11 protein-coding genes are annotated in these 15,969 nt (G+C 53.1%); 5 read left to right on the top strand and 6 right to left on the bottom strand.

From position 1 onward, the window contains the following. Positions 1 to 193 precede the first annotated feature (193 nt). On the top strand, positions 194 to 2,437 hold the full coding sequence (locus KOR42_RS21250; RefSeq protein WP_146511847.1) for an ATP-dependent helicase: 2,244 nt from the start codon (positions 194 to 196) through the stop codon (positions 2,435 to 2,437). 38 nt (positions 2,438 to 2,475) lie between these two features. Here KOR42_RS21250 and KOR42_RS21245 read toward each other — a convergent pair whose 3' ends face one another. The 3 genes from KOR42_RS21245 to KOR42_RS21235 all read right to left on the bottom strand — a co-directional run bounded on the left by KOR42_RS21245 (position 2,476) and on the right by KOR42_RS21235 (position 6,350). Further along, positions 2,476 to 4,083, bottom strand: a complete 1,608-nt coding sequence (locus KOR42_RS21245) for a glycosyltransferase family 39 protein (RefSeq protein WP_146511846.1) — start codon at positions 4,081 to 4,083, stop codon at positions 2,476 to 2,478. A gap of 106 nt (positions 4,084 to 4,189) precedes the next feature. After that, a complete protein-coding gene (locus KOR42_RS21240; protein ID WP_146511845.1) occupies positions 4,190 to 4,975 on the bottom strand; it encodes a 3-keto-disaccharide hydrolase in 786 nt (261 codons plus the stop codon). A 127-nt stretch (positions 4,976 to 5,102) separates the two neighbouring features. Continuing rightward, entirely contained in the window at positions 5,103 to 6,350 is a 1,248-nt protein-coding gene (locus tag KOR42_RS21235; protein WP_146511844.1) for a DUF1015 domain-containing protein, read from the bottom strand. A gap of 420 nt (positions 6,351 to 6,770) precedes the next feature. Between KOR42_RS21235 and KOR42_RS21230 the strand changes: the two genes are divergently transcribed. Further along, positions 6,771 to 9,011 (top strand): HEAT repeat domain-containing protein, encoded by a 2,241-nt coding sequence (locus KOR42_RS21230; protein ID WP_146511843.1) that lies wholly within the window; start codon positions 6,771 to 6,773, stop codon positions 9,009 to 9,011. 40 nt (positions 9,012 to 9,051) lie between these two features. Here KOR42_RS21230 and KOR42_RS21225 read toward each other — a convergent pair whose 3' ends face one another. After that, positions 9,052 to 9,993 (bottom strand): histone deacetylase family protein, encoded by a 942-nt coding sequence (locus tag KOR42_RS21225; protein ID WP_146511842.1) that lies wholly within the window; start codon positions 9,991 to 9,993, stop codon positions 9,052 to 9,054. A 358-nt stretch (positions 9,994 to 10,351) separates the two neighbouring features. Here KOR42_RS21225 and KOR42_RS21220 point away from each other — a divergent pair, with 358 nt between their 5' ends. From KOR42_RS21220 to KOR42_RS21210, 3 genes are all read left to right on the top strand, one after another. Next, positions 10,352 to 11,686: a HEAT repeat domain-containing protein gene (locus KOR42_RS21220; RefSeq protein ID WP_146511841.1), complete on the top strand. Its 1,335-nt coding sequence runs from the start codon at positions 10,352 to 10,354 to the stop codon at positions 11,684 to 11,686. 65 nt (positions 11,687 to 11,751) lie between these two features. Continuing rightward, positions 11,752 to 12,120, top strand: coding sequence for an STAS domain-containing protein (locus KOR42_RS21215; RefSeq protein WP_146511840.1), 369 nt, complete (start codon positions 11,752 to 11,754; stop codon positions 12,118 to 12,120). 42 nt (positions 12,121 to 12,162) lie between these two features. Continuing rightward, positions 12,163 to 13,227 carry an LOG family protein gene (locus KOR42_RS21210; RefSeq protein WP_146511839.1) on the top strand — a complete coding sequence of 355 codons (1,065 nt, stop codon included), beginning with the start codon at positions 12,163 to 12,165 and terminating at the stop codon, positions 13,225 to 13,227. Between the two features lie 78 nt (positions 13,228 to 13,305). On the opposite strand, the gene KOR42_RS21205 is transcribed toward KOR42_RS21210, so the two are convergent. Next, positions 13,306 to 14,769: a trypsin-like peptidase domain-containing protein gene (locus KOR42_RS21205; protein WP_231741053.1), complete on the bottom strand. Its 1,464-nt coding sequence runs from the start codon at positions 14,767 to 14,769 to the stop codon at positions 13,306 to 13,308. A 12-nt stretch (positions 14,770 to 14,781) separates the two neighbouring features. Continuing rightward, positions 14,782 to 15,237 (bottom strand): TraR/DksA family transcriptional regulator, encoded by a 456-nt coding sequence (locus KOR42_RS21200; protein WP_146511838.1) that lies wholly within the window; start codon positions 15,235 to 15,237, stop codon positions 14,782 to 14,784. Positions 15,238 to 15,969 lie beyond the last annotated feature (732 nt).

Genomic DNA, 15,969 nt, shown 5'->3' with positions numbered 1-15,969 from the left:
GCTGCGGGAAGAGTTACTGTCGGGAGCGGGCCAACTCCGACAGCAACTGAATATTAGATCGCATGCGATGAAAATCAATACTGATACGTTCGAAATACCAGTTTTTCATAAACTGATTGCTAAGATTTTCTGCAGATGTCTCCTCGCTCACCCAATCTTCCAATACTCACAACTCTACGCTCAATAATCGCTTATGAATGTTCTTTCCGATGGGTTGACCGACTCACAGGCCGAAGCTGTTCACTTTATCAACGGCCCCTTGCTGATCGTCGCAGGGCCCGGATCGGGCAAAACGCGTGTCGTGACACGGCGAATTGCCAACCTCGTCATGAACGCTAACGTTCATCCGAGAAACCTCTTAGCGATCACGTTCACCAACAAAGCTGCCAAGGAAATGGGGGCACGTGTGGAAGCCCTGCTCCCGGGCCAGCGAATCTGGGTCAGCACCTTTCACAGATTCTGTGCACGAATTCTGCGGGAGTACGGAGACGTCGTTGGAATCAAATCCTCATTCTCCATCCTCGACACGTCTGACCAAAAACAACTCTTGCGGATTGTTTTGAACGACCTCGACTTTGACACCGTTCACTTCTCACCGGAAAAAGTCCTGTGGAGAATCAGCGACGCCAAAAACGACCTGATCACTCCCGAGAACTTCAATGAGCGGTTTGATGAAGGCGTGAGCAATCACTGGGACGGAGTCGTTCGGAAGGCTTACCCCGCCTACCAGAAAGCATTGCTCGAATCGAACGCTGTCGACTTTGACGACTTGTTGATGCACGTCGCGCTGATGCTGGCCGAGCAAACCGAACTCTGCCGGGAACTCGCGCAGCGATACCGCTATATCCTCGTCGACGAGTATCAGGATACGAACTCAGCTCAATATCAGATCGTGGCTGCGCTCGCTCAACATCATCAAAACCTTTGTGTCACCGGGGACCCGGACCAGTCAATCTATGGATGGCGTGGTGCCAGAATTGAAAACATTCTGCGTTTTGAACGTGACTTCCCAACCGCTCAAACAATACGGCTCGAACAGAACTTTCGAAGCACCGGACTCATCCTTCGTTCAGCAGACAGCCTCATCGCATGTAATCGACAGCTAAAAGCCAAGAAACTGTTCACAGCGCAGGCCGACGGAGAACCGGTCCGTTTGCTGATTTTCCCCGACAGCCGCGCGGAAGCGGCTGGTATCGCTCAAGAGATTCGGGATCTCGTGGACACCGGCGACTACCAATGGAGCGATGTCGCCATTTTCTATCGTGTCAATGCCCTGTCACGACAGGTGGAAACGGCACTGATGCGTCATCGTGTCCCGTTTCAGGTTGCTTCCGGAGTCGCGTTCTACGATCGAGCTGAAATCAAAGATCTTCTCGCGTATCTGCGGTTGGTGGAAAACCCGCTCGATCACACGGCATTCCTGAGAATCGTCAACAAGCCGCTGCGAGGCCTTGGAAAAACGTCCCAGAACCGACTGTTGCGATGGGCTCAGTTGAATCATCTCACTCCCCTCGAAGCCTGCGTGCGCGCTTCAGAAGTTCCAAAACTTTCCAAGCGTGCGATCGTTGGCTTTCGGCGTTTCGCGGAAATGATCAACGGGTTCTCACTCGCCGGGGCTGGGTCTGTGGGCGATTTACTCGTCGAGATCATCGACAAGACCTACTTCGTCGCGCCGTGGCAGGGATCTCCGAATGAAGCGGATGCGGAGAAAGTCGCCAACGTGGAAGAACTCGTTGCAGCGGCCCGACAATACGACGAAGCACTGGGTGACGACCGAAGCCTACAAGGTTTTCTGGAACAGACAGCGTTGATCAGCGAAACGGACTTCCTCGAAAACACTTCCGGACAAGTTTCGTTGATGTCGCTGCATGCTGCCAAGGGTTTGGAATTTCCGATCGTGTTCGTTCTGGGTCTTGAAGAAGGACTCATTCCGCACGAACGATCACTGCAAAGTGAGAGTCGCCGGGAACTGGAAGAAGAACGACGCTTGTTGTTCGTCGGAATGACGCGGGCGGAAGAGAGGCTTTACCTGACGGAATCTCGCATCCGTTCCATGCACGGACGGACCGTCCCGACAATCGAAAGCCCGTTTATCCGTGAGCTTGAATGTGAACGAATCGACGTCGATGACACCGGAGAGTTCGCCGCAACGCAGTGGCAGCAACCGGTTCCTGAATCGAAGCCCACTCCCGGTTTGCCCGGGATTCCAAAGTTGATGACGGGTGCTTCACTCTTAAACGGGGAAAAGGAATCCGTCGATATTCCGATCGGATTCCGAATTGGAATGCTCGTTCGCCATCCCCGCTATGGTCGAGGCACTGTCACTGATGTCTCCGGATACGGTGGACGACGGACGGTGACTGTTCACTTCTCTGGCGATGACAAGAAAGAAACGTTCGTCGCTTCCAAAGCTCCTCTGCAGCCACTGGGAGAATAGTCTCTGGACTTATGGTGATCAGGAGCTTGATCGCACTATCACAGCTCAGTGAATCCGAATCCATCGACGATCGTCGACGCAGCAAGACAAACAGCCACTTGCGCGGACCAGATTGCAAAGAGCGCCCACGGAGCTCTTCGAGTCGGTCGAAGAGCTTCCGCTTCAGAATGATCAGAAACCGGTTCAGAGAGTAATCGTTCGATCGTAATGGCAGCTGCGAGCACACCGTACGGAAGCAGAAAACCCCACAGCCGCGCCGCTTCTCCCATGTTCTTTCCACTGATCCAGAGCCCCGCCCACATTGCCAGTCCACTGAGAATCGCAAACGCAGTCAGGTTTCGGAACTGCTTACAGAGCGAAAAGATTCCACAGATCGCCAGAACAAAAAGCGGCGCACCAATCGCAGTCGAAACCTCAAGCAGATTTACACCGAGCCATGAGAAGTAAGTCCGGGAGTTGTGATCATAAAAGAGCGCGTGATTGTGAAAGTTCTGAAACCAGATTCCAACGAGATTGACACCCCATGCCATGATCAAGCCAAACAGCAACAACAGCCCGGCAATTGTTCCTCCGATCGATGCCCGCATTCCTCTTCGATGAAGAACCATTTGGTGAATCAACTGCGCGAACAACATCACTCCGATCGTCATGAATGCGAGACTCATCCAGGCGGAAGTGATCAAAAGAACTGCTGTGACCGCTCCCCAAAGTGGGCTTTCCTTTTCGAGAGCAATAAGCCACACAAGTTGAATCCAGAGAGCCAGACATGGAAAGGCCACATCGGACTTTGGAAAGAAGACGAGAACCGTCGGAACGAGCAACCAAAACCCCGCTGCGACTCGCGCAGCCCGATCATCTACGAGACGACGACTCAAAAGATAAACCGGAATCGCGGCCAACAGGACAAACAGTTGCGTGATGAGAATCGACAACCACAAAGCGGCCAATTCGGGTCGCTGCAAGGGATCATCGCCTTGACCGGACTGCTGTTGAAGAAACTGTAAGGTCTCTTGAACCGAATCTGGTTGAGTCGATTCCAGAATTGTGACGAGAAGCGGACTCGATCGGCAGAGCCCGATCAACATCCGATGCGTCATTGCCAGTCCCGGCGGATGCGTTCCGATGTGCAGATAGTTGTCCGGATCACTGTCGTCAGAGATCCGGTCAGAATACCCACTGAGGAATTCCTTCCAGTCCTCCGCTTCGTAGGTCGCCTGCCAAAAGTAGCCCGATGTCCTCGGATAGAACATCACCAGCACCGCTCGACTGAGACCACCTTGCGGCATCTGTACCGCCAGAACAGCGTTCAGCCAGACAAACCCGAGAACCAGCAAGACAAGCTTCCAAAGCAGAGACGTTTGTCGCGACGGGTCTGATGTTCGAGCACTCTTGTATCGAACGATCCAGAGAAAGATGAAGCAACTCAACACGATCGCCACACCTGCGGCGATCCATTGATCGATGCTCAACTGAAACTCGAATCGAGGCCAGACCCACTCCCCTTCGACTCCCAGAAGGAAGTCGCTGAAACACAACAGCCAGATCTGCCCGACTGCCCCGACGACACAAGCAACCAGAATGGCCGTTCTGCTGATCCAACCGAATCGGCGATCTTTCGACGGTTCGGATTGAATCTCTTCCGTCACGACTTCGCTCTCAATAGTTTCCGGAAACAAACGTCTCAAGTAAACGCGGACTCGCGCCGTGACCGATACTCTTTCGCATCAAGTCGATCCCAAAGAGTCGATTGCACTACTCAGACTTTGCGTTTTCCGCCTGTTTCTCACGGTTCTTCAAAATGCGTTCGAGTTTGGCTTTCTCGGCTTTCAATGCTTCCTCAGAGATGACAGCGGGAGTCACCGTCGAGTGATTGATCGAATCTTCTTCGGACAACGAACGCAATCGAATCGATCGGTACCAGACCGGGTCTCCGTGATCCTGTAACGAAAGATGAGCCCCACGGGCAGCGACATCGCCCCCTCTCAATCTGAGAAGTTCCACGTTCGCCGCCCATTCTGGATCGGTGTAATCGAAGTCGACCACCTTCTCTCCATTCAGCCAATGCTGAATCACATTCTTCTGACACACAATTCGTCCACGGTTCCATTCGCCGACAGGGGCTGTCGCATCATGAGATGGTGGCATGCAGAAGTAGAGCGACGCCGCACTCGTTCGGGGATTCTTTCCATCAACATGCTTCGCACTATCGAGAATCTGATACTCGTACTGCCCCGGGCGATAATAGACTCCGCTGTTGCTGCCTTCGCCGACTTTCCATTCGAAACGAAGTTCGAAGTCGTCCGGCAATTTCTCGGAGTGAGTCAAGCTTCCGCCCCGATCTTTCCGAGCGATCGCCCCGTCTTCGACTGCCCAATTCCCTTTCTGATTCCATCCGTCGAGAGACTGACCATCGAAGAGAAGTTCGAATCCGGATTCCTGTTCCTGCTGCGTGAGCTTGTTCGGCTCGTCAGCAGAGACTGATCCCTCCACCGCGAGACACGCGGCCAAAGCGACAATCAACAGTCGATTCAAAGACATGACGAATCCGATTTTCAGCTAAGGGATGAAAGAGCAAAGTTCTTGAGCGTGAACAATCGCAAATCATCGTTTGCAAATGACTTGTTCACGCTCACTCTTAAACGACCTTACTCGGTTTTACTCGTTCTTACTCGTTGTCCAGCAACGCGATCACCAAACCGCTTCGGACTTTGGGATCGAACCACGTCGACTTGGGAGGCATGAACAGACTCTGTTCACAGACATCCACAAACTGATCCATGGTCACAGGAGCAAGAGAAATCGCAAGATCGAAATCGCCCGAGTCGACTCGTTCGACCAGATAGCCCGCCGTCTTGTTTCCACCGACATAATTGATTCGCTTATCCCGGGCGTCCGACATTCCCAGGATTGAATGAATGATGTGTCGCTGGACAATGTCCGAATCGATCGACTCTGCCGCGTTTTCTGGATTGTAAGAACCGGATTTCGGAGTCAGCTTGTACCACTCGCCATCGAGATAAAGACCGATGGTATGAACAGCTTCGGGCCGAAACGGAGAAACCTTTCCGAGCTTTTCAATTTCGAACTGCTCCCCTGCTTTCGCAAGGAAATCCGCAGGCGAAACACCATTCAACGGCAGAAGCCGATTATAAGGTTCAAGGCCGAGGCGACTCGTCGGGAAGAAGACCGTGAGGAAGTACGGAAGCCCAAGTTGAGCAGCTGCGGCACTTCGATGGTTTCCATCCGCGACGTAAGCTGCAGGTTCCGCAGCCAGCAGGTCGATCAAAGTTTGCTGAGATGCCGACTCCGTCACGAGCCAGACACGATGACGATTCTTTCCCTCATCGACGGTCTCGTAATCGCATGGACGAGATTGCGCGATCGATTCGAGTTCACTGAGGAGTTTCTGCGACTGATCCTGAACCGCGAGGTTCACGGTTCCAATGTAAGCATTCGTTGCTTCAATCAGATTCGCACGTCCCTGAGCCTTTTCAGGGCGAATGCCTTCGTTCCGGATGATTGTCCCTTCCGGGGTGTTTTCTGTTCGAATTTCATTCGTTGCCGCAAATCCGCCGACTCCCAACTGCGGTGAGTCGGGCCGGAGAGGAGAAGTGATCTCGTAGACCCAAATCACGTTCTCCTGATGCTGCGTTCCGGAATGGTTCTTCAGAAACTCCATCTGTTCCGCAGAGTGGCGAAGGGACTCTTCCCCCCCTTCTTGAGGAGCATTATCGAGAGAATCGACGTGGCAGTGAGCCATGGTCACTCGCAGAACATTGTCCGGTCGGGCTTGCAGGAGGTCCCAAACCTCTCGGTCACTCTGAAATTCGTCGTAATTCGGAGCACTGATCGCTGTGGCTGCCTCTGAATTCCGAGGGACGAGTGCGAGGGGAACCGGTCGAAGAGTCACCATTTGTTTGTCTGCATTAAAGAGTTTGAGAAACGTTCACGCGTCAGCGAACATGCTCGCGTGTGGGACGGGTCCTATCAAGTATTCGTGAAGTTTTCAAATGGAAGATTGTATAGAATTGGGAAAGTTGCTGCGGCGACATTCAAACAACTCCGCTTCCCAGTACGAGAATTCCGTACTGATTGCCCTCGTCCCTATGTCTGGTTGTGCATGGCGAATGTACCGATTATCCCGCCTATGCTGACCGAATGATTCAATCGGAGCTGACAATCCTTTCCTCAGAAGACGATGTTCAAGCAATCGGTTCTCAGGTTCGATAGACTTTGATACGGAGGCCTCCCGAATCAGGAGATCGATGCGCATCGTATCCATTTCACTTCGGGGGATCTGAATTTCTCGTCTTCCATCCCCGGAGTTGCTGTCATGCCCAGTCGGCGGTCAAGTCTCTTGCCAACACTGCTCGCCACGTTCGCGTTGACGACGATCTCTCCACTCTGTGCACAAGATGAGGAACCGCTCGCCGTTCCAGAGGGAGACCAGGTTCTGGCTTCCGAACCGACAACTGTTCCGGAACTGTTTGAGGGAGCACTGCTCACTGTCAAACTCGCACGACCGGAACTTGCGAAGATTTACCTCGGTCGGATCTTGCAACTCAATCCAGACAACAGCCAACTTCTCGCGCTGCGTGACAATAACGGAATGAGTGCCCTTCTCAGCCTGGCACGACTCGATCAGGTGAATCCGGAAGCGAGTGAATTGCTGTCTCGCGTCACAGAAGCTGCGAAAACACAGGTTGGAAATCCGGAATACGCCAACGACCTGATTAAGTTGTTGAGCGGATCGGCGAGGGAACGAGATGAAGCAACAACCCAACTTCAACTTCTCGGTCCATATGCCGTCGCCCCGATTCTGAGAGCCGTCGTCAGCAATCCCGAAAATCGCGATCTGTTCACTTTGACTCTCGCTCGCCTGGGGCAACCGGCCATCGATCCACTTGTCGGGGCACTGCAATCACCGATCGACGAAGTCAAAACAACCGCAGCTCAAGTTCTGGGAGCAATCGGTGGAGAAGACGAAGTCATCTGGTTGCTGGAACCGGCATTTTCGCCGAATTCTCCGCCCGGCACTCAAGAAGTCGCTCGAAAAGCTATCGCGCGAATCCGATATCAGGACCCTGCAAAAACAACCCGGGTGACTGGCTACGGTGCTGCCGAGAAGCTGCAAAAGACGTCACTCGACTATCTTGCGAACCAGTTTGACTGGCCAGCCAAATACGAGGACATGAACGAGATTCCAGTTTGGAGCTGGAGTGACACCGAACAAACCGTCGTCGAAAACGTCACCTCGCGCCGCAACGCAGGCACCTACTTCGCCGAACGTCTCGCTCGAGACTCTGCGGAACTGGCTCCCTCGAGCAACGAATCTGCTGAATTAATTCTCGCCGCAATGATGGTCCGCGATATCGAAGAAGCTGGCTGGGATCAGCCGATTCCGACAGGTCCCGGAACCGCACACGATCTGGCCGTTGAAGCTGGACCGGAATTCTGTTCGCAAATTCTGAAACTCAGCCTCGACAATCATATCGTTGGATCAGCTCTGTCATCAGCTCATGCTCTCGGGCTGAACGGGTCACGAAACCAACTGCGAGGCCGAACCGCTCCGCCAATCGTCGATGCACTCAGTTCTGCTCATCCTCGCGTTCAACTCGCTGCTGCGATAACGATTCTGCAGTGGGACCCGAAGCTGTCGTTCCGTGGATCTTCTCGTATCGTTCCAATTCTGGGTCGTGCCATTCAATCGGATGATCGCCCACAAAGTGTTGTGATTGATCCCAACGGACAACGTGGAACGTCCACCGCCGCACTCTTCCAGGAACTCGGATATCGTGGATCAGTTGCTGAAACGGGACAGGAAGGATTTCGCATCGCTGCCGAACGGGGCGACGTTGAGATTGGAATCCTGCATCCCAATACAATTCGCTGGGGATTGACACAAACGTTGACCAATCTTCGCACAGATTCCCGAACACGTGACCTTCCACTGGTCGTCTTTGGTCCACGTTCAATTCGCAGCCGCTTCGACCTCTTGCAGGACCAGTTTGAGAATGTCGTTTACATCGACGAAGGAACTTCGCCGATCGAAATCAACAAAGCACTTCAGCCTGTTCTCGCTCAGATCAGTCCTCCGCCACTCACATCCGCTCAGCGTTCTCAACAAATTCGCGAAGCGAGTTTCTGGCTGCGACAAATTGCCACAACAAGATTGTCCGAGATCTTCGACCTCGCACCTATCGAGGAAGAAATTCGACTCGCGACAACCAATTCCGCATCGGCGGACAATGCAGTCGTCGCCTTGGGAGGCATCGGTTTGCCGAGTGCACAGTTGCACCTGTTTGAGATCATGGAATCTCCCAACATGGACATGAAACTCCGCCAGCAAGCTGGGTTTCAACTGGCGTTCCATATCCAACGATTTGGCAACCTGCTGAAGCCGGAAATTCTCCGTCGACTTCAAGCCATGAGCGGCAGCACCAACGACAAGGATCTGGAAACTGCTATTGCCAGCGTGCTCGGATCGCTTCACCCGGATGAGCAACGATCACGCAAGCTGATCTTCTCCACTCCGTCATCAATGGAACCCGTGACAGCTCCTACAAAGCTTTAATTCTCGACGGAACGAATCTCACCGGAGGAACCAATTCGGTTCATTGGGCTGAGGCGGCAATGAGCCCGTCAAGATGGACCGCAACAGATTCTGCGAGTGCTTGGGGTTGATACCCCCCTTCGAGAAGGCTGACCACTCGGCCGTCACATTCCGTAGCTGCCATTGCGGTCACGATCTTCGTCAGTTCCTGAAAATCCTCGGTCTCAAGGCCGAGCGAACCGACGGGATCGTCAACGTGGGCATCAAAACCGGCACTGATAAGAACCAGTTCCGGTTTTGACTTCGAAACAGCCCGTTCGACCATTCCCCGAAACCTCTCAAAATAGGTTTCGCGGGGAGTTCCAAACGGAAGCGGAACGTTCAAAGTTGTCCCGAGACCGCGTCCGGTTCCCGTCTCTGACTCCGTCCCGGTCCCCGGATAGAACGGATGCCGATGGATGGAACAGAACATGACCGTTTCATCTTCGAAGAAGATGTCCTGCGTCCCGTTTCCATGATGAACATCCCAGTCGATGATCATAATTCGAGACAAGTCAAACTGTGCCTGCGCATAGCGGGCTGCGATCGCAACATTGTTGAGAAGACAGAATCCCATCGCATGCTCGGAGACCGCATGGTGGCCAGGGGGACGAATCAGACAAAGCGCATTCGCTGCCTCTCCCGAAATCACACGATCGACGGCATTGCACGCAGCTCCCGCAGCAAGAAGGGCCGTCGAATACGACTCGGGACTTGCAACCGTGTCCGGATCAAGGCGCCCTCCCCCATCCCGGCAGGTCCTTTTGAGTTCCTTCAAATAGTCCGCCTCGTGGACTTTCAGAACGAACTCTTCGCTGACCGGAGTCGGAATCTCACTGAGAAAATGACTCGCTTCGTGCTTCCGACGAAGCATGTCAAGCAAAACCGAAATGCGAATCGGGTTTTCCGGATGTGTTCCGGTGAGATGGTCTTCAAACCGTTCAGACGTAAAAACCGATGTCATCGCTCTCTTCTTCAGTGAGTCTTGAGGTGAGTAAGGGTCGGGAAAAAGGCACTTTTCGTGAGGTCGCTATATCGACTATGAAACTCACAACCGGTGTGACAGATAGAAGCAATCCCATCGTCTCGACGTAAGCTCCGATCAGTAAAGAACAAACAACTTGACAACTGATTTTCGCCGATGCTAGTTTAAGATTGCGCGTGGTAGTAAACATCGCATTCTTCACGACTCCATCCACATCTCTTGAAGAATTCCGATTTGAGACGACTGACATCGCTTCGAATGTGAAGTCATGTCGTGTACCATCTTCGCACCTAATCACGTTCGTTGATAGGTTCCGCATCGACGTGGGACAATTCAAATGCAAATTTTTGGGGGAACCAGCGTGTTTCCACTGACTCGACAGAGTTATCAGTTCGTGACCGCCTGGCACGTCCTCGCACTTTTTCTGTTCGGCGGAACGTCCATCGTCTTCGCCCAGAATGGTGAGCAGGACGCTGACGAAGAAGCAGTCGTCGAAGAGTTTGAACCGGATGACTGGACTCCTCCTGACTGGTGGATGGATCAGGTCGCTTCAGAAACCTTCCGACGACAGGAGAAACTGAAGATCACCGGATTGAAGTCAAACAATCCGAATCGGCAACAGGTGGAAGGGCTAAAAAAACTGGCTCATTATTACCTGTCTCTGCTCACGTATCCTGAGAACCGGGCCAAGATCCCGCGTGAAGTGACTCAACGCTTTCTCTCAGAGCTGCTCAGCACTCTGAATCGAGCAGGCGGACGGGCCGCTCTGATGGATGAAATCATCGAAAAGTCGAAAGACCTGATGAACCATCCAAGTCCGCAAGTTCGAACGAACGTCGCTCTCTTGTTGATTCAACTCAGTATTGAACCGTCCGACTTCCAAACGAAGACTCCGGCCGTTCCTTACAATCCCGTCTACGAATCACTTCTCGAAATCCTTCAGGACTCGTCACAGATCCAGGAGGTTCGGATTGTCGCAGCGAATGGGCTGACCCGACTCTGCCGCGACGGGCAAAACGCCCCCAGCAGCACAGAGCGGTCAGAAATTGCTGACGCACTCACCTCTCAACTCAAAGCGACTCCTCCATCGGCAGATGAAGGAGTTGAGTGGTATCGTCGACGCATGATCCAGGCTCTCGGATACGTCGGACGAATCGACAACGTCTCCGGCCAACCCGTCGTCATCGACGAACTGATGAGTATCATTCGGAACAAGCAGGAAACCTGGATCAATCGGGGAGAAGCCTGCCAGAGCATCACGCAACTTCCTTACACCTCTTCAGTGAACGTCGAACTCATCACTTATGAGATCTGCCGGTTCCTCGAAGCAATGGTTCGCAGCCAGGGATTTTCAAAGGCTCCCTCCGCCAACTTGTGGATTCAGGCCTTCTCCCGCGTGTATCTTTCCTTCCGACCTGCCACACAGGCCGATGCAGAGATCCGCAACTATGGCCTGCTTTATCAGGTTCGGCGTCCCGGTCTCGGCGGACAGGAAGCTTACGTCAGAGCAGCATTTGAGAAAGCACTTCCAGTGCTCACTCCGGTTTTGACCAATGTTTCTGGAAAGCCTGCCTTGAGCAAGTCCGCATTTGAGGCCTTCACGACATGGGTCAGCAGCAATCCGCCGTCGAGCCGCAAACTGACAACTGGTGGCCAGGACATTCCTGAGTGAGTTTCCATCAATGATTTGTTAGAACTTCCACTATCCGTCGCGTTTGTCCTGGATGGAATCACTGAATGACATCTCCTGATCCAAGTGTGATCAACATTGAATGGCATGGCGACGCACTCGTTGTCATCGCCTCTGGTGCAGTCGAAAACCTGAGTTGGGATATTGTCGAGCACGCTGCCGATATTGTGCTCGATCCAATTCGCCAACAAAAAGCCCCGCTCGTCGTTTTCGACATGACTCAGGTCAGCTACTTCGGCTCAGTCTTTATGGCACTGTTGATACGCTGCCACAAACTGGTGAAAACATCCGGCGGCGTGATGGTCCTGTGTGGAGTCCACAATCTCACGCGGGAGCTTCTCCATATCACTGCTTTGGACACTCTCTGGGCGATCTACGATTCTCGTGAGGATGCGCTGGAAGCGATCGGCGCGTGAAACTCTCAAAAGAAAGGCCTCGTTACTGAGGGAAATTGAGTCATGGATGAACGTCAACGAGTTTCTCCCCCGGATGTCTCGGAAGACTATCCACTCGTCACAGAACACGAGCGGAATACGACTCAAACCACACGCCTGGTCGAAGAGATCAAGGAAACCGCCGACAAGTTTCTGCGAGACCAGGCCACTCGCGGCGATCTGAAAATTGTTTCGCGAGCACTTCGCGAACTCCGCTACGCGTTCAAGGTTTTCACCCCTTATCGTCGAATCCGCAAGGTCACGGTGTTCGGGTCCGCCCGAATGGCTCCGGATCACCCTGCTTATCAGGCCTCGCTCGAATTCGGGCGACGGATGGCCAAAGCTGGCTGGTACGTCGTCACAGGTGCCGGCGGGGGAATTATGGAAGGGGCACATGTCGGCGCTGGCAGAAAAATGTCGATGGGGCTCAACATCATGCTCCCCTTCGAGCAGGATGCCAATTACGTCATCTCCAACGACGAGAAGCTTGTCAATCTCAAGTACTTCTTCACGCGCAAATTGATGTTCGTTAAAGAGGTCCACGCTGTCGCGCTCTTTCCCGGAGGGTTTGGAACTCAAGACGAATGCTTTGAAACACTCACGCTCGTGCAAACCGGCAAGCGTGACCTCATGCCCATCGTGCTGATCGACCCGCCCGGAGGCCAATACTGGCCCGACTGGAAGCAGTTCATCTGCCGACAAATGGAAGACCACGGTCTCATCTCTCCGGCCGATCACTCGCTCTACAAGATCACAGACAGCATCGACGAAGCATTCGATGAAATCATGGGGTTCTATTGTGTGTATCACAGCATGCGATACGTCCGTGACAAGCTCTACCTCCGGTTGCATTTCGAGCCGAGCCAGGAGTTGCTCGATCAACTGAACACAGAATTCGCGGACATCATCGAAACGGGAAAAATCGAAAGCACGACCGCCCACGAAATGGAAAAAGACGAAGAGCACCTCGTCGATCTGCCTCGTCTGGCGTTCCACTTCAATCGAAGAGATATCGGACGACTCCGACAAATGGTCGACCGCATCAACAACTCATTCGAACTTTGCAACGTGCACAAAGTTGAATCGTGAGACCCACTCACACGAGCTAACTCAGCGTTTTGTCTGATGAGACAGCCCAAGCGAGTGCTCAGGAAAGAGCAACTTGCTCTAATCAGCCACTGTCGCGTCTTCCGAATTCGGAGTCCACATGACCAGTCGCGGAGTCGGCTCACCATCGCTGATCCGCCAGACCTTCAGAACAATCGGCCCTTCATCGATTTGAGAAACAGCGTCCTCAAACTCTTCGGGCGTCGTCACCGGTTGCCGAGCAACTTCCTCGATCACATCATAGAGTTGAAGTTCCGACTCATCAGAAACGTCGCCTGCTTGGCCATCACGACTCACAACCAGCAACCCTTTCTGAGTTGGAATATATCCGAGCTGTGATGCAAGTTGAGGAGTCAGTCGCTGAGTCTTGTGACTGGCGTTTCGGTAAACACGCTGCCCGGCAGGAACGGGAAGCTGCGGAACAGCCCCCTGACGCAAATCTCGTTTTTCCGTAAGAATGACTGAGAGAGTCCGTGGCTGACCGTTTCGAAGAATAACCATTCGAACCTGTTTGTTCACCGGAGTCAGGCTCACGCGATTGATCAGGTCGTTTTCGTCCTGCACTTCGATCCCGTCGAAATCGATGATCACGTCATTGGTTCGAAGCCCTGCATTTGCTGCCGGAGTCGATTCCAACACTCGGACGACTCGGGCACCAGTGATTCGGTCGAGTGACAGTTCCCGTGCTTCCTCAAGCGTGAAATCTTCGTCCAGTTCCACTCCGAGATACCCACGGCGAACCCGGCCGAATTCCAGCAATTGCGTCACAATAAACTGCACGAGATTGCTGGGAATACTGAACCCGATCCCGTCATTACCTCCCCCTTGTGACGCAATGGCGGTATTGATTCCCACGACTCGTCCATCCAGGTCGATCAACGGCCCCCCGCTATTTCCGGGATTGATCGCAGCGTCTGTTTGCAGAAAGTCCTGATTGATAACGCGACGTCCGGGAAGATCGAGAGACCTCCGCCCTTTCGCGCTGATGATCCCAAGCGTTACTGATTGATCTAAGCCAAACGGGCTGCCCATCGCCAGAACGAAATGGCCGATATCAAGATTATCGCTGTCGCCCCACTGGGCCGGGGTAATTCCCGTCTCACGGATTTTAAGAACCGCGAGATCGCTATCGGAATCCTCGATTTTCTCATACGGGGAGACAATTCGGCCGTCAGAAAGAAGCACTCGAATGTCTTGCAGCTCGGCATCCGCGACGACATGCCGGTTCGTCACAATGAACGGAGTCTTACTTCGCGGACTCGTGATCAGGACGCCCGAGCCGGTTTCCTCTGTGACAGAATTCCGCAGTTCGCGTTCGCTCTCAATGTGCACCACGGCCGGACTCGTCTGAGCAGCAACGCGGGCAACCTGCCGACCAGCGAAATGCAGAACTTGCTGCAGCTGTTCCTGCGAGGGTTGTTTCCAGTCGTCCTGGGCATCGAGTGGCCCTGAAATGATGAAGAGGCAAATGCCCGCCAGGGCGACTCGTTTGATCATTTCGCGACCTGCGTTGAAACTGCTCACTCGATACTCACTCTAATCAGAGTCCATTCTGACATCTCGAACGGTCAATTCTTGGTCGTTCTCACGGGCCTGGTATTCCCATGCGGATTCCCAGTCCCCTTCAGAACCGTCCGAATTCGGACCGCCGTTGATTTCTTGCTCTCGCTGACACTTGATGCAGCACGAAGTGTGAGGAAGTGCTCTGAGACGTGCAATCGGAATCGGCTTTTCGCAGTACTCACACGTTCCGTATGTGCCTTGCCGGATAGCTTCGATTGCCTTTTCAATGCGGCTCAATTCGCGACTTTCGAAGGCCGCCAACTGAGTTCCCATTTCCTGCTCAGCATCAATGAGTGACAGATCACCCAGATCCCCTGGACCGGATTTTTCTCCGGCAGAGTCGAGTTGTTCTGTCACTTTTTGTTTGAGTTCTTTTCGCTGTTCAATCAAACGCTGGTGCAGTTTCAACAGTGCGTCTTTTCTCGCCATTTCAACCCTTTCCCCGATACATGTTCAGACCTCAACGACCTCCCACTGCTGATCGGTCTGCTCTCGCGTCACTTGATGACAAAATTGTACGTCTCGATGAGAAAAGACGAGGACAAATTCCACCACGTATCCGGAAAGCACGACTACGAAAGCAGTTACAGAGGGCAATAAAAATCGGGGAACACGTCACTGCTGACTGAACCGCGCACTTTACCCACCTGTACGGTTCATTCGACTCCCAAGCGGGAGGAGATCCATCAATTCAATTTCGTCGCGCCGAAACAACCGATTCCGCAGAAGCTGTGCATCTCTCAGAATCGGATTGACCGGAGAATTCGACCAGCTCTCGGGCACATTGCCCTTCTCGTATTGCAAATGCCGCGTATCGCCAAAGCCGGTAGAAATCGTCTTGCGCCAGTTTCAGAAGCTCGCATCAGCCCATTTTCACGGTGACGCAGCAAGAAACAGATGACGACGCTCTTCGAAAGAAAATGCTTCCAATCAAATGAAGCGAAATTGCCGCTTCGCTAGCTCGATGGCCTTCCCGAGATTCCCTTCTCCCCTAATGGAACGTGAGTCCTCAGAGAAAAGAGGTAGAAGCTTAGCAGCCCGTTGAAAAACTCGCATTGATGGGGGAGATGAATTATCTTTCAGCAGTTGGAGTTGATCAAGGAGGAAACGATGGCGTTGGGGCGACGGAAATCGGAAGTTCAGGGTGAGTTGTGGGTGGCA

This window comes from Thalassoglobus neptunius (assembly GCF_007859735.1).
GTDB lineage: Bacteria > Planctomycetota > Planctomycetia > Planctomycetales > Planctomycetaceae > Thalassoglobus > Thalassoglobus neptunius.
Note: the sequence above shows the minus strand (reverse complement) of the source record. Positions and strands in the feature narration are given on the sequence as shown.